At 69.8% G+C, this 17,109-nt stretch carries 18 protein-coding genes; 10 read left to right on the top strand and 8 right to left on the bottom strand.

All coding sequences use genetic code 11. The features are described 5' to 3' along the window. Positions 1–326 precede the first annotated feature (326 nt). Positions 327–908, top strand: a complete 582-nt coding sequence (locus ACYVF6_RS17990; protein ID WP_460522653.1) for a winged helix-turn-helix domain-containing protein — start codon at positions 327–329, stop codon at positions 906–908. A 222-nt stretch (positions 909–1,130) separates the two neighbouring features. Beyond that, complete coding sequence (locus ACYVF6_RS17985) at positions 1,131–1,856, top strand: PIG-L deacetylase family protein (RefSeq protein ID WP_460522651.1); 726 nt, start codon at positions 1,131–1,133, stop codon at positions 1,854–1,856. Between the two features lie 13 nt (positions 1,857–1,869). Here the strand turns inward: ACYVF6_RS17985 and ACYVF6_RS17980 are convergent, their stop codons facing one another. Further along, a complete protein-coding gene (locus ACYVF6_RS17980; protein WP_460522649.1) occupies positions 1,870–2,214 on the bottom strand; it encodes a hypothetical protein in 345 nt (114 codons plus the stop codon). 117 nt (positions 2,215–2,331) lie between these two features. Here ACYVF6_RS17980 and ACYVF6_RS17975 point away from each other — a divergent pair, with 117 nt between their 5' ends. Next, positions 2,332–3,267, top strand: coding sequence for an RNA polymerase sigma factor (locus ACYVF6_RS17975; protein WP_460522647.1), 936 nt, complete (start codon positions 2,332–2,334; stop codon positions 3,265–3,267). A 227-nt stretch (positions 3,268–3,494) separates the two neighbouring features. Here the strand turns inward: ACYVF6_RS17975 and ACYVF6_RS17970 are convergent, their stop codons facing one another. Next, a complete protein-coding gene (locus ACYVF6_RS17970; protein ID WP_460522645.1) occupies positions 3,495–4,181 on the bottom strand; it encodes a transcriptional regulator in 687 nt (228 codons plus the stop codon). After that, entirely contained in the window at positions 4,178–5,527 is a 1,350-nt protein-coding gene (locus ACYVF6_RS17965) for a PspC domain-containing protein (protein WP_460522642.1), read from the bottom strand. Before ACYVF6_RS17965 ends, ACYVF6_RS17970 begins: the two co-directional genes overlap by 4 nt. A gap of 96 nt (positions 5,528–5,623) precedes the next feature. Between ACYVF6_RS17965 and ACYVF6_RS17960 the strand changes: the two genes are divergently transcribed. The 3 genes from ACYVF6_RS17960 to ACYVF6_RS17950 all read left to right on the top strand — a co-directional run bounded on the left by ACYVF6_RS17960 (position 5,624) and on the right by ACYVF6_RS17950 (position 7,933). Continuing rightward, complete coding sequence (locus ACYVF6_RS17960; RefSeq protein WP_460522640.1) at positions 5,624–7,417, top strand: PspC domain-containing protein; 1,794 nt, start codon at positions 5,624–5,626, stop codon at positions 7,415–7,417. Continuing rightward, positions 7,410–7,643: a hypothetical protein gene (locus ACYVF6_RS17955; protein WP_460522638.1), complete on the top strand. Its 234-nt coding sequence runs from the start codon at positions 7,410–7,412 to the stop codon at positions 7,641–7,643. Before ACYVF6_RS17960 ends, ACYVF6_RS17955 begins: the two co-directional genes overlap by 8 nt. A gap of 62 nt (positions 7,644–7,705) precedes the next feature. After that, positions 7,706–7,933, top strand: a complete 228-nt coding sequence (locus tag ACYVF6_RS17950) for a PspC domain-containing protein (protein WP_460522636.1) — start codon at positions 7,706–7,708, stop codon at positions 7,931–7,933. A gap of 66 nt (positions 7,934–7,999) precedes the next feature. On the opposite strand, the gene ACYVF6_RS17945 is transcribed toward ACYVF6_RS17950, so the two are convergent. Next, the gene (locus ACYVF6_RS17945; RefSeq protein WP_460522634.1) at positions 8,000–8,992 is read right to left on the bottom strand and encodes an ABC transporter substrate-binding protein; all 993 of its coding nucleotides are present in this window, start codon (positions 8,990–8,992) and stop codon (positions 8,000–8,002) included. 97 nt (positions 8,993–9,089) lie between these two features. On the opposite strand from ACYVF6_RS17945, the gene ACYVF6_RS17940 reads away from it, so the two are divergent. After that, positions 9,090–11,888, top strand: coding sequence for a WD40 repeat domain-containing protein (locus ACYVF6_RS17940; RefSeq protein WP_460522632.1), 2,799 nt, complete (start codon positions 9,090–9,092; stop codon positions 11,886–11,888). Between the two features lie 11 nt (positions 11,889–11,899). Here ACYVF6_RS17940 and ACYVF6_RS17935 read toward each other — a convergent pair whose 3' ends face one another. Continuing rightward, positions 11,900–12,826 (bottom strand): glutathione S-transferase family protein, encoded by a 927-nt coding sequence (locus ACYVF6_RS17935; protein ID WP_460522630.1) that lies wholly within the window; start codon positions 12,824–12,826, stop codon positions 11,900–11,902. 45 nt (positions 12,827–12,871) lie between these two features. Here ACYVF6_RS17935 and ACYVF6_RS17930 point away from each other — a divergent pair, with 45 nt between their 5' ends. The 3 genes from ACYVF6_RS17930 to ACYVF6_RS17920 all read left to right on the top strand — a co-directional run bounded on the left by ACYVF6_RS17930 (position 12,872) and on the right by ACYVF6_RS17920 (position 15,770). Continuing rightward, on the top strand, positions 12,872–14,272 hold the full coding sequence (locus ACYVF6_RS17930) for an amino acid permease (protein ID WP_460522628.1): 1,401 nt from the start codon (positions 12,872–12,874) through the stop codon (positions 14,270–14,272). Positions 14,273–14,282: 10 nt separating this feature from the next. Then, on the top strand, positions 14,283–14,777 hold the full coding sequence (locus ACYVF6_RS17925; protein ID WP_460522626.1) for a GNAT family N-acetyltransferase: 495 nt from the start codon (positions 14,283–14,285) through the stop codon (positions 14,775–14,777). Positions 14,778–14,855: 78 nt separating this feature from the next. Beyond that, positions 14,856–15,770: a WD40 repeat domain-containing protein gene (locus tag ACYVF6_RS17920; protein WP_460522624.1), complete on the top strand. Its 915-nt coding sequence runs from the start codon at positions 14,856–14,858 to the stop codon at positions 15,768–15,770. On the opposite strand, the gene ACYVF6_RS17915 is transcribed toward ACYVF6_RS17920, so the two are convergent. The 3 genes from ACYVF6_RS17915 to ACYVF6_RS17905 are packed head-to-tail and all read right to left on the bottom strand — an operon-like array spanning position 15,761 to position 17,102. After that, entirely contained in the window at positions 15,761–16,291 is a 531-nt protein-coding gene (locus ACYVF6_RS17915; protein WP_460522622.1) for a hypothetical protein, read from the bottom strand. The genes ACYVF6_RS17920 and ACYVF6_RS17915 overlap by 10 nt on opposite strands. Continuing rightward, positions 16,288–16,761, bottom strand: coding sequence for a VOC family protein (locus ACYVF6_RS17910; protein WP_460522620.1), 474 nt, complete (start codon positions 16,759–16,761; stop codon positions 16,288–16,290). Before ACYVF6_RS17910 ends, ACYVF6_RS17915 begins: the two co-directional genes overlap by 4 nt. Further along, a complete protein-coding gene (locus ACYVF6_RS17905; RefSeq protein ID WP_460522618.1) occupies positions 16,758–17,102 on the bottom strand; it encodes a PadR family transcriptional regulator in 345 nt (114 codons plus the stop codon). Before ACYVF6_RS17905 ends, ACYVF6_RS17910 begins: the two co-directional genes overlap by 4 nt. Between the last annotated feature and the right edge of the window lie 7 nt (positions 17,103–17,109).

Raw genomic sequence — 17,109 nt, 5'->3', positions numbered from 1 at the left:
CGCGTCCAGGGGGTTGGCGGCACAGACATCGGACCGCCGGTTGGGCTTACGAAGGCAGCAAACGCGACCGGCGATGCCGTTTCCAGGTCTGGTTCCGGGCGTTCGGCGGGCAGTTCGTGGTCGCGGGGTCGCGGGCTGGCCAGCCGGGGCCAGCGGCCAGAGTTGGCCAGCCGCCGTTCGTGACATCTCGGTTAAACGAATCCCGGTTGGGGTTTCGCGGTGCGAAACTTAGTTTCTGTCACAGGGCGTCACCCGGTTGTACGTTCCTTGGCAGTCTTTCCGACGGCCGCGTAGCGCCGGTGGAACGCTCGGTGGGGGGTGGGATAGTGCGTCAGAACGACCAGTTGGGCGACGGCGCCATCGGAAACACCGCCGTCGTCGCAACTCAAGCGCTCGTGCTCTGCGTGGGCAACGCCCACGAACTGTTCTCCACGATCATTCGGAGCGTCGGTACAGCGGCCGTCGTCCTGGTGATGCCGGACGCGCGGACCGCGGCCGAGGTGCTGCGTACCGGCGTTCGCGAGCCGGCATCCGTGCCGGACGGCGCGAGGGCACCCGAGCCCTCGGTGGCGTTCGGCGGGCTGCGGCTGTCCAAGCCGTCCCGCGCGGCGAACTGGCGAGGCCGGACCCTCCAGTTGTCGGAACGGCAGTTCGACCTCTTACTCACCCTGGCCGGCGACCCCGGCCGCGTCTGGACCTTCGCCGAACTGACGGAATCGGTGTGGCAACGCCGCTACGTCGGCGACGACGACGCGGTCGCGTCCACCGTCAAACGCCTCCGCCGCGCGATCGCCGGCGTCACGCCGGAACTCGTCATCGAATCGGTGCGCGGGGTGGGCTACCGGCTGGCCTTACTGACCACACCCCTCGCCCCCCGCGAACGACCCCGCCGAACGAGAGGACGGTGATCCGAGCTCGAGCCAGCCGGCCCTGAGGGGGACGGCGGCACCCGCACCGTCGGCAGCGGCGACTTGCAGCACGTTTCGCTGTGCTTCACCGCCGCCACTCCCGCCGGTGCGGTGCGAGGGTGTGCTGCAGCGAACCCGACCGTGCCTGGGGTGGCCCGGATGCCGCTCGCCAGGCCCATCAGGACGAGCGCCGGCGGCCGACAGCGGGTACATTCCTGCGTCGTGGTGCTTTCTGACTCGGAGGTCTCGCGGGCGCTGGTGATCACGGCGCATCCCGACGACGTCGACTTCGCCGCGGCCGGCACGATCGCAGGCTGGACGGCGGCCGGCATCGAGGTCGTCTACTGCATATGCACCGACGGCCAGGCCGGCGGCTTCGACGTGGACCTCGACCGTGCCGAGCTGCCCAGGATCCGGCGGGCCGAGCAGGAGGCGGCCGCGCGGGCCGTCGGCGTCACCGACCTACGCTTCCTCGGCCGGATGGACGGCGAGCTGGTCGCCGACGCCGGCCTCGTACGCGAGCTGACCGCCGTGATCCGTTCGGTACGCCCGGACCGGCTGCTGACCCAGAGCCCCGAGCGGATCTGGGAGCACCTCGTACGCAGCCACCCCGACCACCTGGCCGCGGGCGAGGCGGCGATCCGCGCGATGTACCCCGCCGCGCAGAACGCGTTCGCGTTCCCCGACCTGCTGGCCGGGCAGGGCTTGGAGCCGTGGAACGTACGCGAGTTCTGGCTGGCCGACCATCCCGGCGAGCCGAACCACGTCGTCGACGTTACCGAGACGTTCGAGACGAAGCTGACCGCGGTGTTCAGCCACGAGAGCCAGCACAAGGAGCCGGAGCAGCTTCGGGCCGCGCTGAAGCAGGGCTTCACTCAGTCGGCTGTCAGCGCCGGGCTCGGCGAGGGCAGGCAGGCCGAGACGTTCAACGTCTACCCGACGCCGTAGGCGAAGGCCGGGCTCAGGTCCAGAACACCGCGATCGCGACGTTCAGCAGCGCGAGCCCGCCGAGTCCGAAGAACAGGCCGTTGGACAAGCCGCCCCGCTTGCGCAGGACGAACGCCATGACCGTCACGAACAGCGCGATCACCAGCTTGACGCCGATCTTGATCTGGTTGACGTCCTTGTCCATGGCCTCCAGCACGCCCACCAGGAGCACGCCGGTCACGACCTGGGTGATCCCGCCGTGCAACATCGCCGCGACGACGCGCCGGTCGGGACCCTTCAGCTGTACGAGAAAACCGCCGAGCAGGCTGGCCAGGCCGACGAAGTGGAGAACCAGCAGCAGGTTCCGTACGAACACCATGACGGCGCAGCTTACTCCTACTACCCCGCGTCGTAGAAACTGCCACGTATCCTCCGGCCGGCGGCATCCGTCGATACGGGTAAAGGATTCTTCGCCCGCCCGAGGAGGCTGTTCGACGTGCTGGACAACGAGCTGCGGAAGACGATCGGCGAGGCCCGGCGCCGATTCCTGGCCCAGGTCGCGCCGCTGCGGCCCGACCTGCACCGCTACTGCCGGCGGCTGACCGGCAACGTGTGGGACGCCGAGGACCTGCTGCAGGAGACGCTCACCCGCGCGTTCACCGCGGCGGCCCAGGCCCACCAGGAGATCGAACGCCCGCTGGCCTGGCTGCTGCGGATCGCCGGCAACACCTATGTCGACTGGGTACGGAAGTCGTCGCCGCTGCCCGCGGCCGTGCCGGACAGCGCGGCGGCACCCGCTCCCGCCGATCCGGCCGAGGTACGCGACGCCCTGGCCGAGGTGGCAACGCGGCTGCCACCGCAGGAACGGGCCGCGCTCGTACTCAAGGACGTCTTCGACCTGCCACTGGCCGAGATCGCCGGCTTGGCGGGCACCTCCGTCGGCGCTGTCAAGGCCGCACTCCACCGCGGCCGTGGCCGGCTGGCGGAGCCGGACCGCGCGTACCGGCCGAAACCGGATCGCCGGGTCGTCGACGCCCTGGCGGCAGCGTTCACCGCGTACGACCTGGACGAGCTCGCGCGTCTCCTCCTGGCCGACGGCGTGGTCGAGGTCGTCGGCGCGGTCCGCGAAGAGGGCCGCGAACAGGCGCGTTCGGGCTCGCTGCGGCACACCCTCGTGCTGGAGACCCACGTCCGCTACCGAGCCGAGGTGCGCGAACTCGATGGCGAGGCGCTCGTACTGCTGTTCGGCACTCGCACCGACGGCAGCGGCGGCGGCGAAGCGCTGGAAGACGTCCTACGCGTCGACACCGCCGACGACGGCGTGCGGCGGCTGCGCTGGTACTACTTCTGCCCCGAGACCCTGACCGAACTGGCCGAGCACTGGCGCGTGCCGGTGCGAACGAACGGGTACAGCGTGAACAGCCAGAGCTGAGCCGGATCACCTGCCCCTCGCCCCGCCTCGCCGGTCTCGACCGGCGAAGGGATCATCGGCGCCCGGGCAGCGGCAGGCGAACGGCACGCCTAGCCGCCGTCCTCGAGTGCTCGGAATCGCGGCGGCCACGGCCTGTTGGCCGCACCGCCCGGTGGCTCGCCGTGCTGATGCGAGCTCGACGGCAGGGCGCAGGCCCGGCCGACAGCGGCGAAGCTCCGGCGGTGGGCTCAGACCAGGCGACGGTCGGTGGCCCAGCGGGTCAGCTCGTACCGGTTCGACAGCTGCAGCTTCCGCAGCACCGACGACACGTGCGTCTCCACCGTCTTCACCGAGATGAACAGCTCCTTGGCCACCTCTTTGTAGGCGTACCCCCGCGCGATCAGCCGCAGCACTTCGCGCTCGCGCTGGGTGAGGCGGTCGAGCTCCTCGTCGATCGAGCCGGGGTCGACGGCGCCCGCGAAGGCGTCCAGGACGAAGCCGGCCAGCCGCGGCGAGAAGACCGCGTCCCCGTCGGCGATCCGGCGGACGCCTGCCACGATCTCCGCGCCCGTGATGGTCTTGGTGACGTAGCCTCGCGCACCCGCCCGGATCACGCCGATCACGTCTTCGGGGGCGTCCGACACCGACAGCGCCAGGAACTTGATGTCAGGCTTCACCGCCAGCACCTGGCGGCACACTTCGGCGCCACCACCGCCCGGCAGGTGGACGTCCAGGAGTACGACCTCGGGCTCGGTCTGCACGATCACCTTGACCGCGCTGTCGACGTCCCCCGCCTCTCCTACGATGTCGACGGCATCACCGATCTCGGTGCGTACGCCGGTACGGAACATCGCGTGGTCGTCGACCAGCACGACACGGCGTCGGTCAGCCGAGCCGCCGGCGGTGCCGGTGGGGCTGCCAGGGGAAGCAGTCACGAGTTGTTCTCCTTGCCATTCAGGTCAACGACGAGCCGGACCTCGGTGCCTTCACCAGGCGCGCTCTTGATATCAGCCTTCCCCCCATGACGTTCCATCCGCCCAAGGATGCTCCGCTTGACGCCGAGCCGGTCCTCGGACACGGAGTCCAGGTCGAAACCGACCCCGCGGTCGCGGACGAAAACCTCCACGCGGTCGGACTCGGCCTCGGCGTAGACGTCGATGCGCGGCGCCCCGGAGTGCTTGGCCGCGTTGACCATCGCCTCCCGCGCGGCCTGCACCAGCGCCAGCACCGGCGGCGCCAGCGGAGCGTCACCGACCGCGACCACCTCGACGGGTACGCCATGGTAGTCCTCGATCTCGGCCGCGCCCTTACGCAGCGCGCTCCGCAACGTGGCGCTGGAGTCCTCCTGCTCGCCGTACAGCCACTGCCGAAGATCGCGCTCCTGCGCCCGGGCCAGCCGCTGAACGGTGCGCTGGTCGTGGGCCTGCTTCTGGATCAGCGCCAGCGTCTGGAGTACGGAGTCGTGCAGGTGAGCAGCCATGTCGGCGCGCTCCTGCGAACGAATGCGCTCCTGCCGTTCCTCCGACAGGTCAGTGGTGAGCCGCCACACCCACGGCCCGATGATCAGCCCGATGCCGAACAGCCCGATCAGCACGGCCGCCAGCGCCTGGGCGATACCGCTCTGCTCGCTCGCGACCAGCGCCCACGTGGCGGCACCGATGATCAGCGCGATGCCGGTCAGCGCCCGCATGATGCCGGACAGCCCACCGGTGAAGACCCGGCGGATGCCCTTCGGCGCGCCGGACGTCCAGCGCACGCGCTGCGCCTCGTCGACCTGGCGCCACAGCACGGCCAGCCCGACGCCGCCGACCAGGATCGGCCAGAACACGCGGGGGTCGAAGTTGCCGAGCTGCTGCAACAGGAAGATGAGCCCGATCGCGAGCGCCACGATCGCGATGACCGGACCGGCGTCCTCACGACGGAACCGGCCGCGTTCCTTGCGCAGCCCGCGCCGGGTCGCGGCGGCCACGCCCGCCGGCTGGTTGACGTTGGCGAGCATGGTGTCCTGCGGCAGGAAGATCCACAGCGCGGCGTAGACGAAGATCGAGAACCCGTCGAACATCATCAGCACGACGAACGCCAGGCGCACGTACATGGCGGGGACGCCGAAATGGTCGGCCAGCCCGCCCGCGACGCCGCCGATCACCTTGCCGTCGGTACGCCGGGCGCAGCGCCGATACGCGCTCGCCTGCCGGGTGCCGGTGTTGTCGACGAAAATGGTGCTCTCCTGGGTCTTAGGATCTCTACATCGATCGTCACACGCCGAGCGCGTGGTGACCACCCGTATAGTCCCGCAAATCCGGGGTGGGAGCCGTCGGGAACAGTTCAGGGTCCTCCCCGATGTCCTCACCCACCCACACGTCGCAGTATCGAGTACATGACCGAGAGTCCGTCCACACCACCGCCGCCACCGCCCGACCAGGGCGAGCAGTCGGGGCCGTCTGGGCAGTCCGGACATTCCGGGCAGCACGACCAGCGCAGCCATCACGGGCAGTCCGGCAGCACGCTGTCGGAGTTCCGAAAGCTGCGCCGGGCCAAGGCCGGCCGCGTCGTCGGTGGAGTGTGCGCCGGACTCGGGCGTGACCTGCGGATCGATCCCGTGATCCTGCGCGTCGTGGTCGCCGTCATGATCTTCTTCGGTGGTGCCGGCCTGCTGATCTACGGCGCAGCCTGGTTGCTGATCCCGGAGGAGGGCGACGACGCTCGGTCGATCCTCGAACGTCAGCTGGGTCGCCGGCCCAACGGACAGCCCGACAACGCGGTCGTGGTCGGCGGCGTGGTCGTGCTGTTCCTGCTGATCGCCTCGGTGCCTTGGTGGGGTTTCTCCTGGCACCCGGCTGCGCTACTGCTACTCGCCGGTGCGGGACTCTACTTCCTGCTCCGCCGGAACGCCGGCAGCCAGCCTGGTGACGGGTTCGGCGCGACGCCACCGGGGCCGCCCAGCGGTTCCGGCGACGGCGTCCAGTCGTGGTTTGGCGAGCAGTACCCAGCGACCGGACCGGCTGGGGCTGGTGCCCCTGCGACCAGACCGGTCCAGGACCGGGTCAACGGCCCGGCTGATAGCCCGGCCGGTGCCGGTGGGCAACGGCCCGCCGGCCCGGCAGGGGCGCCGGGCGCACCCGTACCCTCCGTTTCGCCCGCCATGGGTGCCACGAGCGGAGTTACGGCTCCCCTCGGTCCCGCTGGCCCGGGCGGTTCCGGTCAGCCCGGCGGACCCAGTGGCCCCGGCAGCCCGCAGGGCTCTGGGCGTCCGAACGGTCCAAGCGGACCAGCCAGTCCAGCCGGCCCAGGTAGTCCGGGCGGCCTGGCGATGCCGGAGCCGTCGCCCACCGGGTCCTGGCGCGACTTCCGGCCACTGCCCCGAGACTTCTGGAACCAGCCCGACCCGCTCGGACTCGAGTCCGACTCGCCCGGTGAAGCGCACACGCCCGTCCAGTGGACGGCACCGCTCCCGCCCGTTCCGCGCCGGCGCTCCCGGCTGTTCTGGGTGACGTCGGCGTTCGCGCTGATCGTGCTCGGCGCGATGGCGCTGATCGACCAGGCCGCCAACGTGAGCTTTCCGGCCGCCGGCTACGTCGCCGCGCCGCTCGCGGTCGTCGGTCTCGGCCTGATCGCCGGCGCCTGGTGGGGCCGTTCGCCAGGGTTGGTCGTCAGCGGCGTCCTGCTGTCGCTCGCGCTGGTTCCGACCACGGTCGGCGAGTACGTGAGCGAGGCCGGCGCGGGCTCGGTCCTCTACCAGCCCAGGTCGGTGAGCGAGATCAAACCGTCGTACGACTACGGCGCCGGCCAGTTCACCCTCGACCTGCGCAACGTCACCTTCGCCGACGAGGACACCGTGAAGACGGCCATCGACTGCGGTGCCTGCGACGTGCAGGTGCTGCTTCCAGCCAACGTCGACACGACTCTTTCGGCCGACGTGGCGCTCGGCGACATGCAGCTGTTCCCGCAGTACGTGTCCGAGCCCGACGCGCTGAAGCGACCGGAGATGCCCGAGCGGCCCGACCCGCGCGACCAGGTGGTCGACGAGTCCGGCCGGCCGATCGAACCCGATCTCGACGGCGTCGATGACCAGCTCCGTACGACCGACCTCGGCGTCGACGGTGCCGGTGGCGGAAAGCTCAACCTGAACGTCGATCTGGGCGTTGGAAACCTGGAGGTGTCCCGTGGCTAAACAGAAACCAACTGCCGGCAGACACCCGCTCAGCGTCGGTTCGCTGGTGGTCGGGCTGATCTTCTGCGGCATCGCGCTCGCGTGGTTGTTGAACGCCACCAACGTCCTGCACGCCGACGACCTGCAGTGGGCGATCCCGATCCTGCTGGTCGGAGTCGGAGCGATCGGTGTCGGCGCCTCGATCGCTCGTGGGCGCAACCGCGGCTCCGGGGACAGCCGGGGATAGCCGGGGTTGAGACCGGAGCATTCCGGATGGTCCGCGAGAGCCCTGGCGGAGAGGCTTGGGACATGAACGCTGTAGACATGAACGAGGGCGAGTACAAGAAGATCTACCGCCAGCGGGAAGGCCGGATGGTCGCCGGTGTCTGCGGTGGCCTGGCTGACTATCTCAACGTCGACGTGGCCATCGTCCGGCTGGCGATGGTGGTGCTCGCGCTGCTCGGCGGCATCGGGCTGGTCGTCTACGGCGTGGCCTGGATCCTCGTTCCCGAACGTCTTTCCTCCACCACCCCCTGAAAGATCACGTCCGCCACCCCAAAACGTATGAGGTGGCGGACGTGATTAGGTCCGGGCGGTCTCGGTCTACCTCTGCGGATCGACGCCGAACGTCTTGGCCAGGTCGTCGAGGATGTACTCCGCGCCCTGGATGCTGCAGGGCGTCATCCACAAGGCGTCGTCGACCTCGTGCACCTGCCCCGAAAGCAGCTTCCACAACGGGTTCTGCTCGAACTTGGCCTTCGTCTTGGCGCCGGAGCCGGCCTCGTCGGCGTACGTCGTGACGAAGATGTGGTCCGCGTCGGCGTCGGCGATCCGTTCCTCGGAGATCTCGGCGGCGAAGTCCTCGACGTCCTGCGACTTCGGCCGGGCCAGTCCGGCGTCCTGCAGCACGATCCCGCTGAACGAGGCCTTCTGGTAGAGGCGGGTCGGGCCGTCGACGAACCGTACGACGGAGATCGTCGGGTTGCCGGCCTTGGCGTTGATCTCGTCACCGATCGCCTTGGCCCGCTTCTCGTACGCGCTGATCTCGGCGTCGGCCTTCTTCTCCTCGCCGAGCGCCTTCGCCAGCAGGCGTACGTTCTCTTTCCAGGTCGGGCCGGTGCTCTCCGACATGACGGTGGGCGCGATCGCGCTGAGCTCCTGGTAGATCTTCTCGTGGCGCACCTTCGCGGACACGATCAGATCGGGCTTCAGCTGGTAGATCTTCTCCAGGCTGGGCTCCTCCAGCGTGCCGACCGAGACCGCGTCGGCGGCGTAGGTGTCCCGGTCTGCGCCGAGGTAGTCGGGCAGCTTGTCGTGGATCGCACGGTACGACGTGAAGCCCACGACCTGGGTGTCGAGGAGCAACGCGTCGTCGACGTAGCTCGCGTCCAGGGCGAGCACGCGCTTCGGCTTGCTCTTGATCTCCGTCGAGCCCATCGCGTGCTCGATGGTCCGCGGAAAACCCTCCGACGCCGCAGTGGCCTCGGCGGAGGTGGTCTTGTCGGGGGTCGCGGCAGCGGTGTCCGAGTCGGTCGAAGCACCGCAGCCCGCGAGCGCCACCAGCGCGAGTCCGGCCAGGGCAGCAACTATCTTCATGGCGGCGAGGTTAACTTAGGCACACCTAACCAGGCCACCTCGAGGTCCGGCCTCGGACGTTTGGCGGATGTTTGGCGCGCGGGCCTAGTGTGCTCCGGTGCATATCTCGACGCCTGGATTCGCTGAGCTTCCCGCGCCCGCGAGCGGCCCCGACCACTTCCTGACGGCGCTGCTGAACGCCGACTGGGCCGCGTTCGAGCCCGCCCGTGATCTCGTACCGCTGCGCTCTGCCCTGGCCGAGCTCGAGCGGCAGTACGGCGTGACGGACGCCCACCGGTTCGCGACAGGGCACGTCAAGACTCGCGGTGCCGCGGTGCTCCGTCACCCCGACGGGCACCTGGTCGAGATCGACGCGTTCGCGCTGAGCCCGTGCGCGCGGTATCTCGCGGTCGGTTCCTGGTGCGGTGACGATTACGAACGCGGTGGCGTCCTGCAGGTCTGGGAGCTCGCAACCGGGCGTTGCGTCAACAAGCTGGACGGCATCGAGGGTGGCGTGGGCTGGCCGGGTTACGCACGCAGCATCCAGTGGTCGCCGGACGGCCGGCGGGTCGCGCTGGCGTTCAACACCAACGGTGTCGGGTTGTTGGATCCGTTCGGCGAGGACGGCGACCCGATCGCCGACGCCTACGTGACCGACGGCGGGTCTCGTCCGCCCGAGTTCGCGTTCGCGCCGGACGGGACGCGTGCGTACATCGGCATGCGAGCACGGGAGCCGCACGAGGTGCACGGCTGTATCGCGCCCCTGGAGGAAGGGAACTTCTTCTACAACGCCTACGACGAGGACGGGCCGCAACCGGGCTGGCTGGCCCGGACCCTGCCGCCACAGATCAAGGAGCGGCTCGGCGACGACGAGCTCTTCTTCGAGCAGGTCTTCTGGTCGCGCGACGGGTCGCGGATCTACGGCTACAGCCGGCGCAACTGGGCGGCGTCGATCGACGTGGCGAGCGGGCAGGTGGCGTGGCTCGACCAGGCCGAGACCCACGGCCAGGCTCCGGCCTGGAGCCTGGACGAGCGCCTGCTGGCCGTCCACCTTTCCGGGCGCGTGCTGATCGCCGACGCCCGTACCGGCGCGCTGGTGACCGAGCTGCCGGGACCCGCGGAACCCTCGCGGCTGTGCTGGGGTGCCGGCGGCCGGCTGGCGGTGGTCGTGGCGGAGGGCTACTTCCCTCGCGTGGTCGTCCATGACCCCGACCGGCGCAGCCATCACCTCCGCGTAGCGCCGAAGGACGTCGCCTGGGAGCTTCCCGACGCCACCCCCTGGGCGTGGTCGCCCAACGGCGCCTACGCCGCCTGCCTCACCACCGACGACCAGATCGAGGTCTGGTCGCTTGCTCCGGGCGAGCAACCGCGGCGAGTGGACGCCTTCGACGTACCCGAGGAGACCGCCGGCGTGGTCTGGGGCGCGAGCGGCGTGCTCGTGGCGGTCGGCCGGAAGACGCTGCGCTTCCTCCGGGCGGCCACCGGCGAGGTGCTCAGCGACTTCCACTTCCTGCGCGAGCCCTACGCTCAACGCCCGCTCGAGCTCGACGGCGACGACGCCGGATCGGACCTGCGGTACGAGGAGTACGGCGACCCCACGTTCGTCCTCGACGACGACAGCTGGGCCGCGGCGTTCGCGCCGGGACTGGTGATCGCACCGGACGGACGGCGAGACGACCTCGACGCGCTGCTCGCGTGGGTGGTCGACCGGCGCTACTCCTGGCCGACGCGGTGGAGCGAGCTCGACATCGTTCCTTCCGCGGCGGCCGCGGCCGAGCGGCTCGGGCCGCCGTACGACGAGTACCTCGAGCCGTTCCTGAACGCGCCGGAGCCCGCGGCCGCCGAGAGCTGGCCGCCGCCGAACACCGCGACCGTAGAGGATCTGTTCCGGCTGGCGCTGGAGTCGACCGCGCCGCTGCACTCGGGCTGGGACCACCACGTGAGCCAGAACATCCGGCACGCGGCCCGGTTGCGGGCCCGCCGCGGCGAGACCCGGGGCGCTCTGGAACTGCTGGATGCCATCCCCACACCGTTCGAGCTGGTCCGCGGCACGGCCGAGGTCGCGCTGATCCTGGCCGCCTCCGGGCGGGTCGACGAGGCCCGGTCGGTCTTCCGTTACTCCGACGCGGACGTGGAGGACGTGCTCGACGAATACAACGTCGCCTTCGTCGCGTCCGCGGTCGGCGGTGCGTGCGCGGCCCTCGGCGACGCCGCCCGTTCCGATGCATGGTTCGGCCGGGCGATGGCCGCGATCGAGCCCGAGACGAACGCGGGCGAGCATCGCCTGGCCGTCGCCTGGGCCCTGCTCGAGTGCGGCCGGGTCGAGGATGCCCGCGCCGTCTGGCAGGGAGCGACCACGACGCCGTCGAGCTTCTACACCACGCCGTTCCTCGCCTACCTCGTCCTGACCCGGCGGGACGACCTCGCCCGGGAGGTCCTCGCGATGAAGGGCACCTCGGGGACGGACTACGTCTCCTACGCCGAGGACGGCACGCAGGAGTACCTCGGCTATCCCGAGGAGGGCTGGTACGACGGCTGGGAAGGCGTCGAGGTGCTCGCGGCGCTGGGCCGTCCGGACCTGATCCAGGTCTGGGCCCGGATCTACGGCGACGGGTACGCGTACGAGGACAAGCTCGAGCAGGCGGAGGTCAACGCGCGCCGGCGGCGGAACACCAGACCGACACCGGCGGACATCTCGGGACTGGTCGACGAGTACGGCACGCTGCTGAAGACGCCCCGGGCCAGGCGCGAGCACCCGACCGAGCTGCTCGCCCGGCAAGCCGCCGAGTGCCACCACCTCGGCGCCGTACTCAACCTGATCGCGGCGCTACCCGCGGACGACTTCAACGGCCGCCCCGCATCCGCGTTCCGTGCCCTCTGGATCGCCACCACAGGCGTGGACGTGGAGACCTGGTGAGGCGGTGAGTCCTAGGCCGGCTGCTCCCAGCCCGAGAGGTCGGGGCCTTTGGGGACGATGCCGGACGGGTTGATCTGGTGGTGGGTGGCGTAGTAATGGCGCTTGATCTGGTCGAAGTCGACCGTTTCGCCGAAGCCGGGCAGGTGGTAGAGCCGGCGTGCGTAGGCCCAGAGCGCCGGCAGCTCGGTCAGCTTGTTGCGGTTGCACTTGAAGTGGTTGTGGTAAACCGCGTCGAAGCGGACGAGGGTCGTGAACAGGCGGACGTCGGCTTCGGTGAGCTGGTCGCCCACCAGATAACGCCGGTCGGTCAGGCGCTGCTCGAGCCAGTCCAGCCTGGCGAACAACGCGTCGTAGGCCTCTTCGTACGCCGACTGTGTGGTCGCGAAGCCGCATTTGTAGACGCCGTTGTTGACGTCGTGGAAGACGAGCTCGGCCACCTCGTCGATCTCCGAGCGCAGCGACGCGGGATAGAGCGAGGGCGCGTCGGCGGCGTGGAAGGCCGTCCACTCGGTCGAGAAGTCGAGCGTGATCCGCGGATAGTCGTTGGTCACCACGAGCCCGCTCGGTACGTCGACCAGGCAGGGCACCGTCACCCGTCCGGAGAACGACGGGTCGGTCGCGAGATAAGCCTCGGAGAGGTACGAGATCCCCAGCACCGGATCGCGCCCGTCGGCGTCGAGTGTGAAGCGCCAGCCCTTCTCGTCGCGCAACGGGTCGACGGTGGCCAGCGAGATGACGGAGTCGAGGCCCAGCAGCTTGCGGACGATCACCGCGCGGTGCGCCCAGGGGCAGGCCCGCGACCACACCAGGCGATACCGTCCCGCCTCGACCGGCCACTGTGAGGAGACCCCGATCCGGTCGGTGAAGCGGTTGGCCTGCCGGACGAACTCGCCCTTGCTACCCGATTCCTTGACGAACTGTGCGCTCGGTTGTCCCATGGAATCAGTGTCTCCCAGTGCACCACCCATTCACTGGAGGTACCCATGGCGTTCGGTCGCGAGCTCTTCCGCACCCAGTCGATCACCGACGAGGCGCCACCGGGCGCTCCGGGCACGACCCTCGTACGCACCCTCGGTCTTTGGCAGCTCACCGCCATCGGCCTCGGCGCGATCATCGGCGCCGGTATCTTCGCGCTGGCCGGCTCGGTCGCTAACGGTGTCGCCGGCCCCGCGGTCAGCATCTCGTTCGTCATCGCGGGGATCGCGAGTGCCGCGGCCGCGTTCAGCTACGCGGAGTTCGCCGGCCTGATCCCGCGCGCCGGATCCGCGTACACCTACGGTTACGCCGTTCTCGGCGAGCTCCCCGGCTGGCTGATCGGCTGGGACCTGCTGCTGGAGTACACCGCGATCGTGTCGGTCGTCGCGATCGGCATCTCGGGGTACTTCGGCTTCCTGCTGGAGCAGCTCGGCATCCACCTGCCGGCCTGGATGCTCGGCGCACCCGGCACCGCCCCGGGTCACGTGGTCGACCTGTTCGCGATGCTGCTCTGCCTGCTGATCGCGTTCCTGCTGAGCCGCGGCATCAAGACCGGCGCGCGCGTCGAGACGGTCCTGGTGTTCGTCAAGCTGGCGATCGTCGTCGCCGTCATCATCGTCGGCGCGTTCTTCGTCAAGGGCGGCAACTTCGATCCGTACTTCCCGTACGGCATCGGCGGTGCGATGACCGGCGCGGCGACGGTGTTCTTCGCGGTGTTCGGGTACGACGCGATGTCGACGGCCGCCGAGGAGTCGAAGGACGCGCAACGCCTGCTGCCCAAGGCGATCGTCTACTCCCTCGGCATCGCGATGGTGCTCTACCTGCTGGCCTGCACGGTGCTCACCGGCATGATCAGGTTCGACCGGATCGACACGAAGAGCGCCTTCGCCACGGCTTTCGCGGACGTCGGCCTGCCCGGGTTCGCGACCGTCATCGCCGTCGGCGCGATCGTCGGCATCCTCACGGTCATGTTCGGATTCATGCTGGGCGCGTCGCGGGTCTGGTACGCCATCAGCCGCGACGGCCTGCTCCCCCGCTGGTTCGCCGAGACCCACCCGACCCGGCACGTGCCGCACCGTACGACGTGGATCCTCGGCGTCGTCTCCGCGCTGATCGCCGGCCTGATGCCGATCGAGGAGGCGGCCGAGCTCACCAACATCGGCATCCTGCTCGCGTTCGTCGTCGTCTGCGCGGCCGTCATCGTGCTGCGCTACCGGCGACCGGACCTGCCACGTTCCTTCCGTACGCCAGGCATGCCCGTCGTACCGCTGATCGGCATCGCGTTCTCGCTGTGGCTGGTCACCCAGCTGCAGCCGCTCACCTGGCTCCGGTTCGGCGTGTGGTTCCTGATCGGCCTCGCGATCTACGGCCTCTACGGCTACCGCCACTCCAAGCTCCGCGGTCCGTAAGGTTGGCCGGGTGGAGATCAGGGAAGCCACCGACGCCGACTGGCCACGGATCTGGCCGTTCTGGCACCAGATCATCGCGGCCGGCGACACCTACGACTGGGACCCCCAGACCGACGAACGGACGGCCCACGGCTACTGGATGATGCGGCCGCCAGGCCGTACGTTCGTCGCCGTCGCCGATGGTACGGACGGGGAGATCGCCGGCACGTACAAGATGGGGCCCAACCGCGCCAAGCTCGGCGACCACATCGCCAACACGAGCTATATGGTCGACCCCGCGCTGCACGGCCGGGGCGTCGGGCGCGGGCTCGTCGAGCACAGCATCGCCCGGTGCCGGAACGACGGCTATCGCGCGATCGTGTTCAACGCGGTGATCGAGACCAACGTGCACGCCGTGAAGCTCTATCTCGACCTCGGCTTCGAGATCATCGGAACGATTCCGGAGGGCTTCCGGCACCCGACCAGGGGGTTCGTGGGCTACCACATCATGCACCGCAAATTGTAGTCAGCCGATCACAACTCTTTCGGGGTCCGGCGCATCTGGCCGGGCATGACGCTTACCAGGGGCACGGAGAGAGTTACAGTGCGCAGGCAGGCCGCGGTCGCCGTACTGGTCGCGGCGGCGATCGTGATCGGACTGTGGAGCGCTCCGCCGACGACGACGCCGGCGAGTGTCACGATCGACCTCCAGCGCCTGCCGGTCGGCGCGGCGACGGACGTGTCGTGGCAGGCCAGGAAGGCTTTCGCCGGTGTGGCGGCGCGGGGCGAGCTCGACCGCCGGCGGCAGGAACCCGACCAGGTGATGGCGCTGGTCGGCGTCTCGCCGGACGGGAAGTACGAACTGGCGCGCCAGGACGACAGAGTCGTGTGGGTGCTGCGAGCCGACACCGGCTACCCCCTGTTCGACCTCGTGGCCGGCACCGGCTCGATCCGGCGAGTGGCGTGGGAGCCCGACGGCAACCTCGTCCTCGACATCTGGCACAGCGGTCAGGCTGCGTCCGTACGCTGCACGCTGGCGCGCACGTGCGAACGAGCCGGCGGCAGCACGACACGTAAGACTCCGCCCCGGGTCACCAAGGTCATGCTGAAGACGTCGACCGAGCTCACCAGCGGAGTCCACCTCGCCCCGGAACAGAACGACGTCAAGAAGAACGACGACCGGATCACCCGACGACCGGAACGCACCCAGCAGATCAGCCAGACCGACCCGCCGGCCGACCATCAGCGACGGCCCACGACGCCGGCGGCCACGGATCAACGCAGGGCACGTGACTGGATGTCCGCGGCGGTCGAGCAGTACCTGCGCGCCCACGCCGATCAGTACTCCTACGACTTCGGCGGGGTCGACGACGGCCGAAGCGGCGAAGAGTACGAGAGCTCAGAGCGCGACAGTTCCGAGCGCGACGGCGAGTACGACGGCTGGTCGCGCGACTCCGACGACCACGACTGGGACTACGACTGGGACTCCGGCTACTCCTACGGCGACCATCACCGCTGAGCGCCCGGCCCGCCGGCGGACCGGCGGCGGTCTGTGAGCAGCAGCACGCCCACCACGATCCACGCTGCTCCGAACGCGGCCGTGCCGCCGTAGTCCCGCACCACACCGCTGGTCACCACGCCCGCGACGAGGACGGGGCCGATCCAGCGGTGTCCCGTGCCGGCCCGAAACACGGCGACGGTCAGGACCAGCAATCCGGGCAGGAACAACACCGAGCCGGCCACGAACAGCAGCAGCGCCAGGCCCTGGCTCGAGTCCCCGGTGAGGACGCCCGCGACCGCGCTGGCAGCCTGCAGCAACTGGCCGGCGCCGGTCGCGGCCGCACCGAGCAGCCCGAGCCGGCCGTACGCGGCGCGGTAGTGCCGGTGGATTCCGGCGACGCCGATGAGGCCGACCAACAGGCCGGCCGCGAGCAGCAGATCGGCGAGAGCCTGCGCGGCGTTCGCGAGCTGGCAGATCCCGGCGGCGACCAGCAGACCGCCACAGCCGAAGGCACCGAGCGCGCCGGGCGCCTGCTTCACAGCTCGTCCCGGTGCTGCTCGAACCACTCCTGCCCACGCTCCCGCAGCTCCTGCGCCGCGGGATCTTCCACCCGGCTGGCCAGCGACCACTGATGACCGGAGATGTCCTCGATCTGGGCGTACCGGTCGCCCCAGAACGCGTCGTACGGCTCCATCAGTACCCTCGCGCCGGCCTCGACAGCTCGCGCGAACCAGGCGTCCACATCGTCGACGTACAGGTGGAGCCGCACCGGTGTGCCGCCCAACGTCTTCGGCGAGATCGAGCCCGACTCAGGGAACTCGTCGTGCACCAGCACGCGCCCGCCGTTGATCAGCAGCTCGCAGTGCATGATCCGCCCGTCCGGCAGCTCGGTTCGCAGCAGCTCGTCCGCCGCCAGCGCGGCGACGTAGAACGCCACGGCTTCGGCGGTCCTCGGAACGACGAGCTGGGGCGTGACGCCGCCGAACTCCTCGGGTACCGCTGTGGTCACAACACCCCTCGTTTCCTTGCCGCGTCGACGAGGACAGCCAGCCGCTGCGCCTCGGCAGCCACCGCCCGGCATCCGTCCGGCGTGATGCGATAGCTGCGCCGGCGCTCGGAACGGCGATCCGGACCGGGCTCGGAGGCGTCGTCGTCGATCTCCTCGATCAGGCCGTCGACGCGCATCCGTTGCAGGGAACGGTAAAGCGTGCCCGGGCCCAGCCTGATCGACCCGCCGGTGATCTGCTCGACGTCGGCCATCAACGCGTATCCGTGCCGATCGCCTTCGAGCAACGCGAGCAGCAACGCGAAGACGGCAGGCGTGAGTGGCTGATCCAAGCTGATCCTCACGGTGACT

Source organism: Flindersiella endophytica (assembly GCF_054779015.1).
This window is presented reverse-complemented; position numbering and strand designations above follow the sequence as displayed.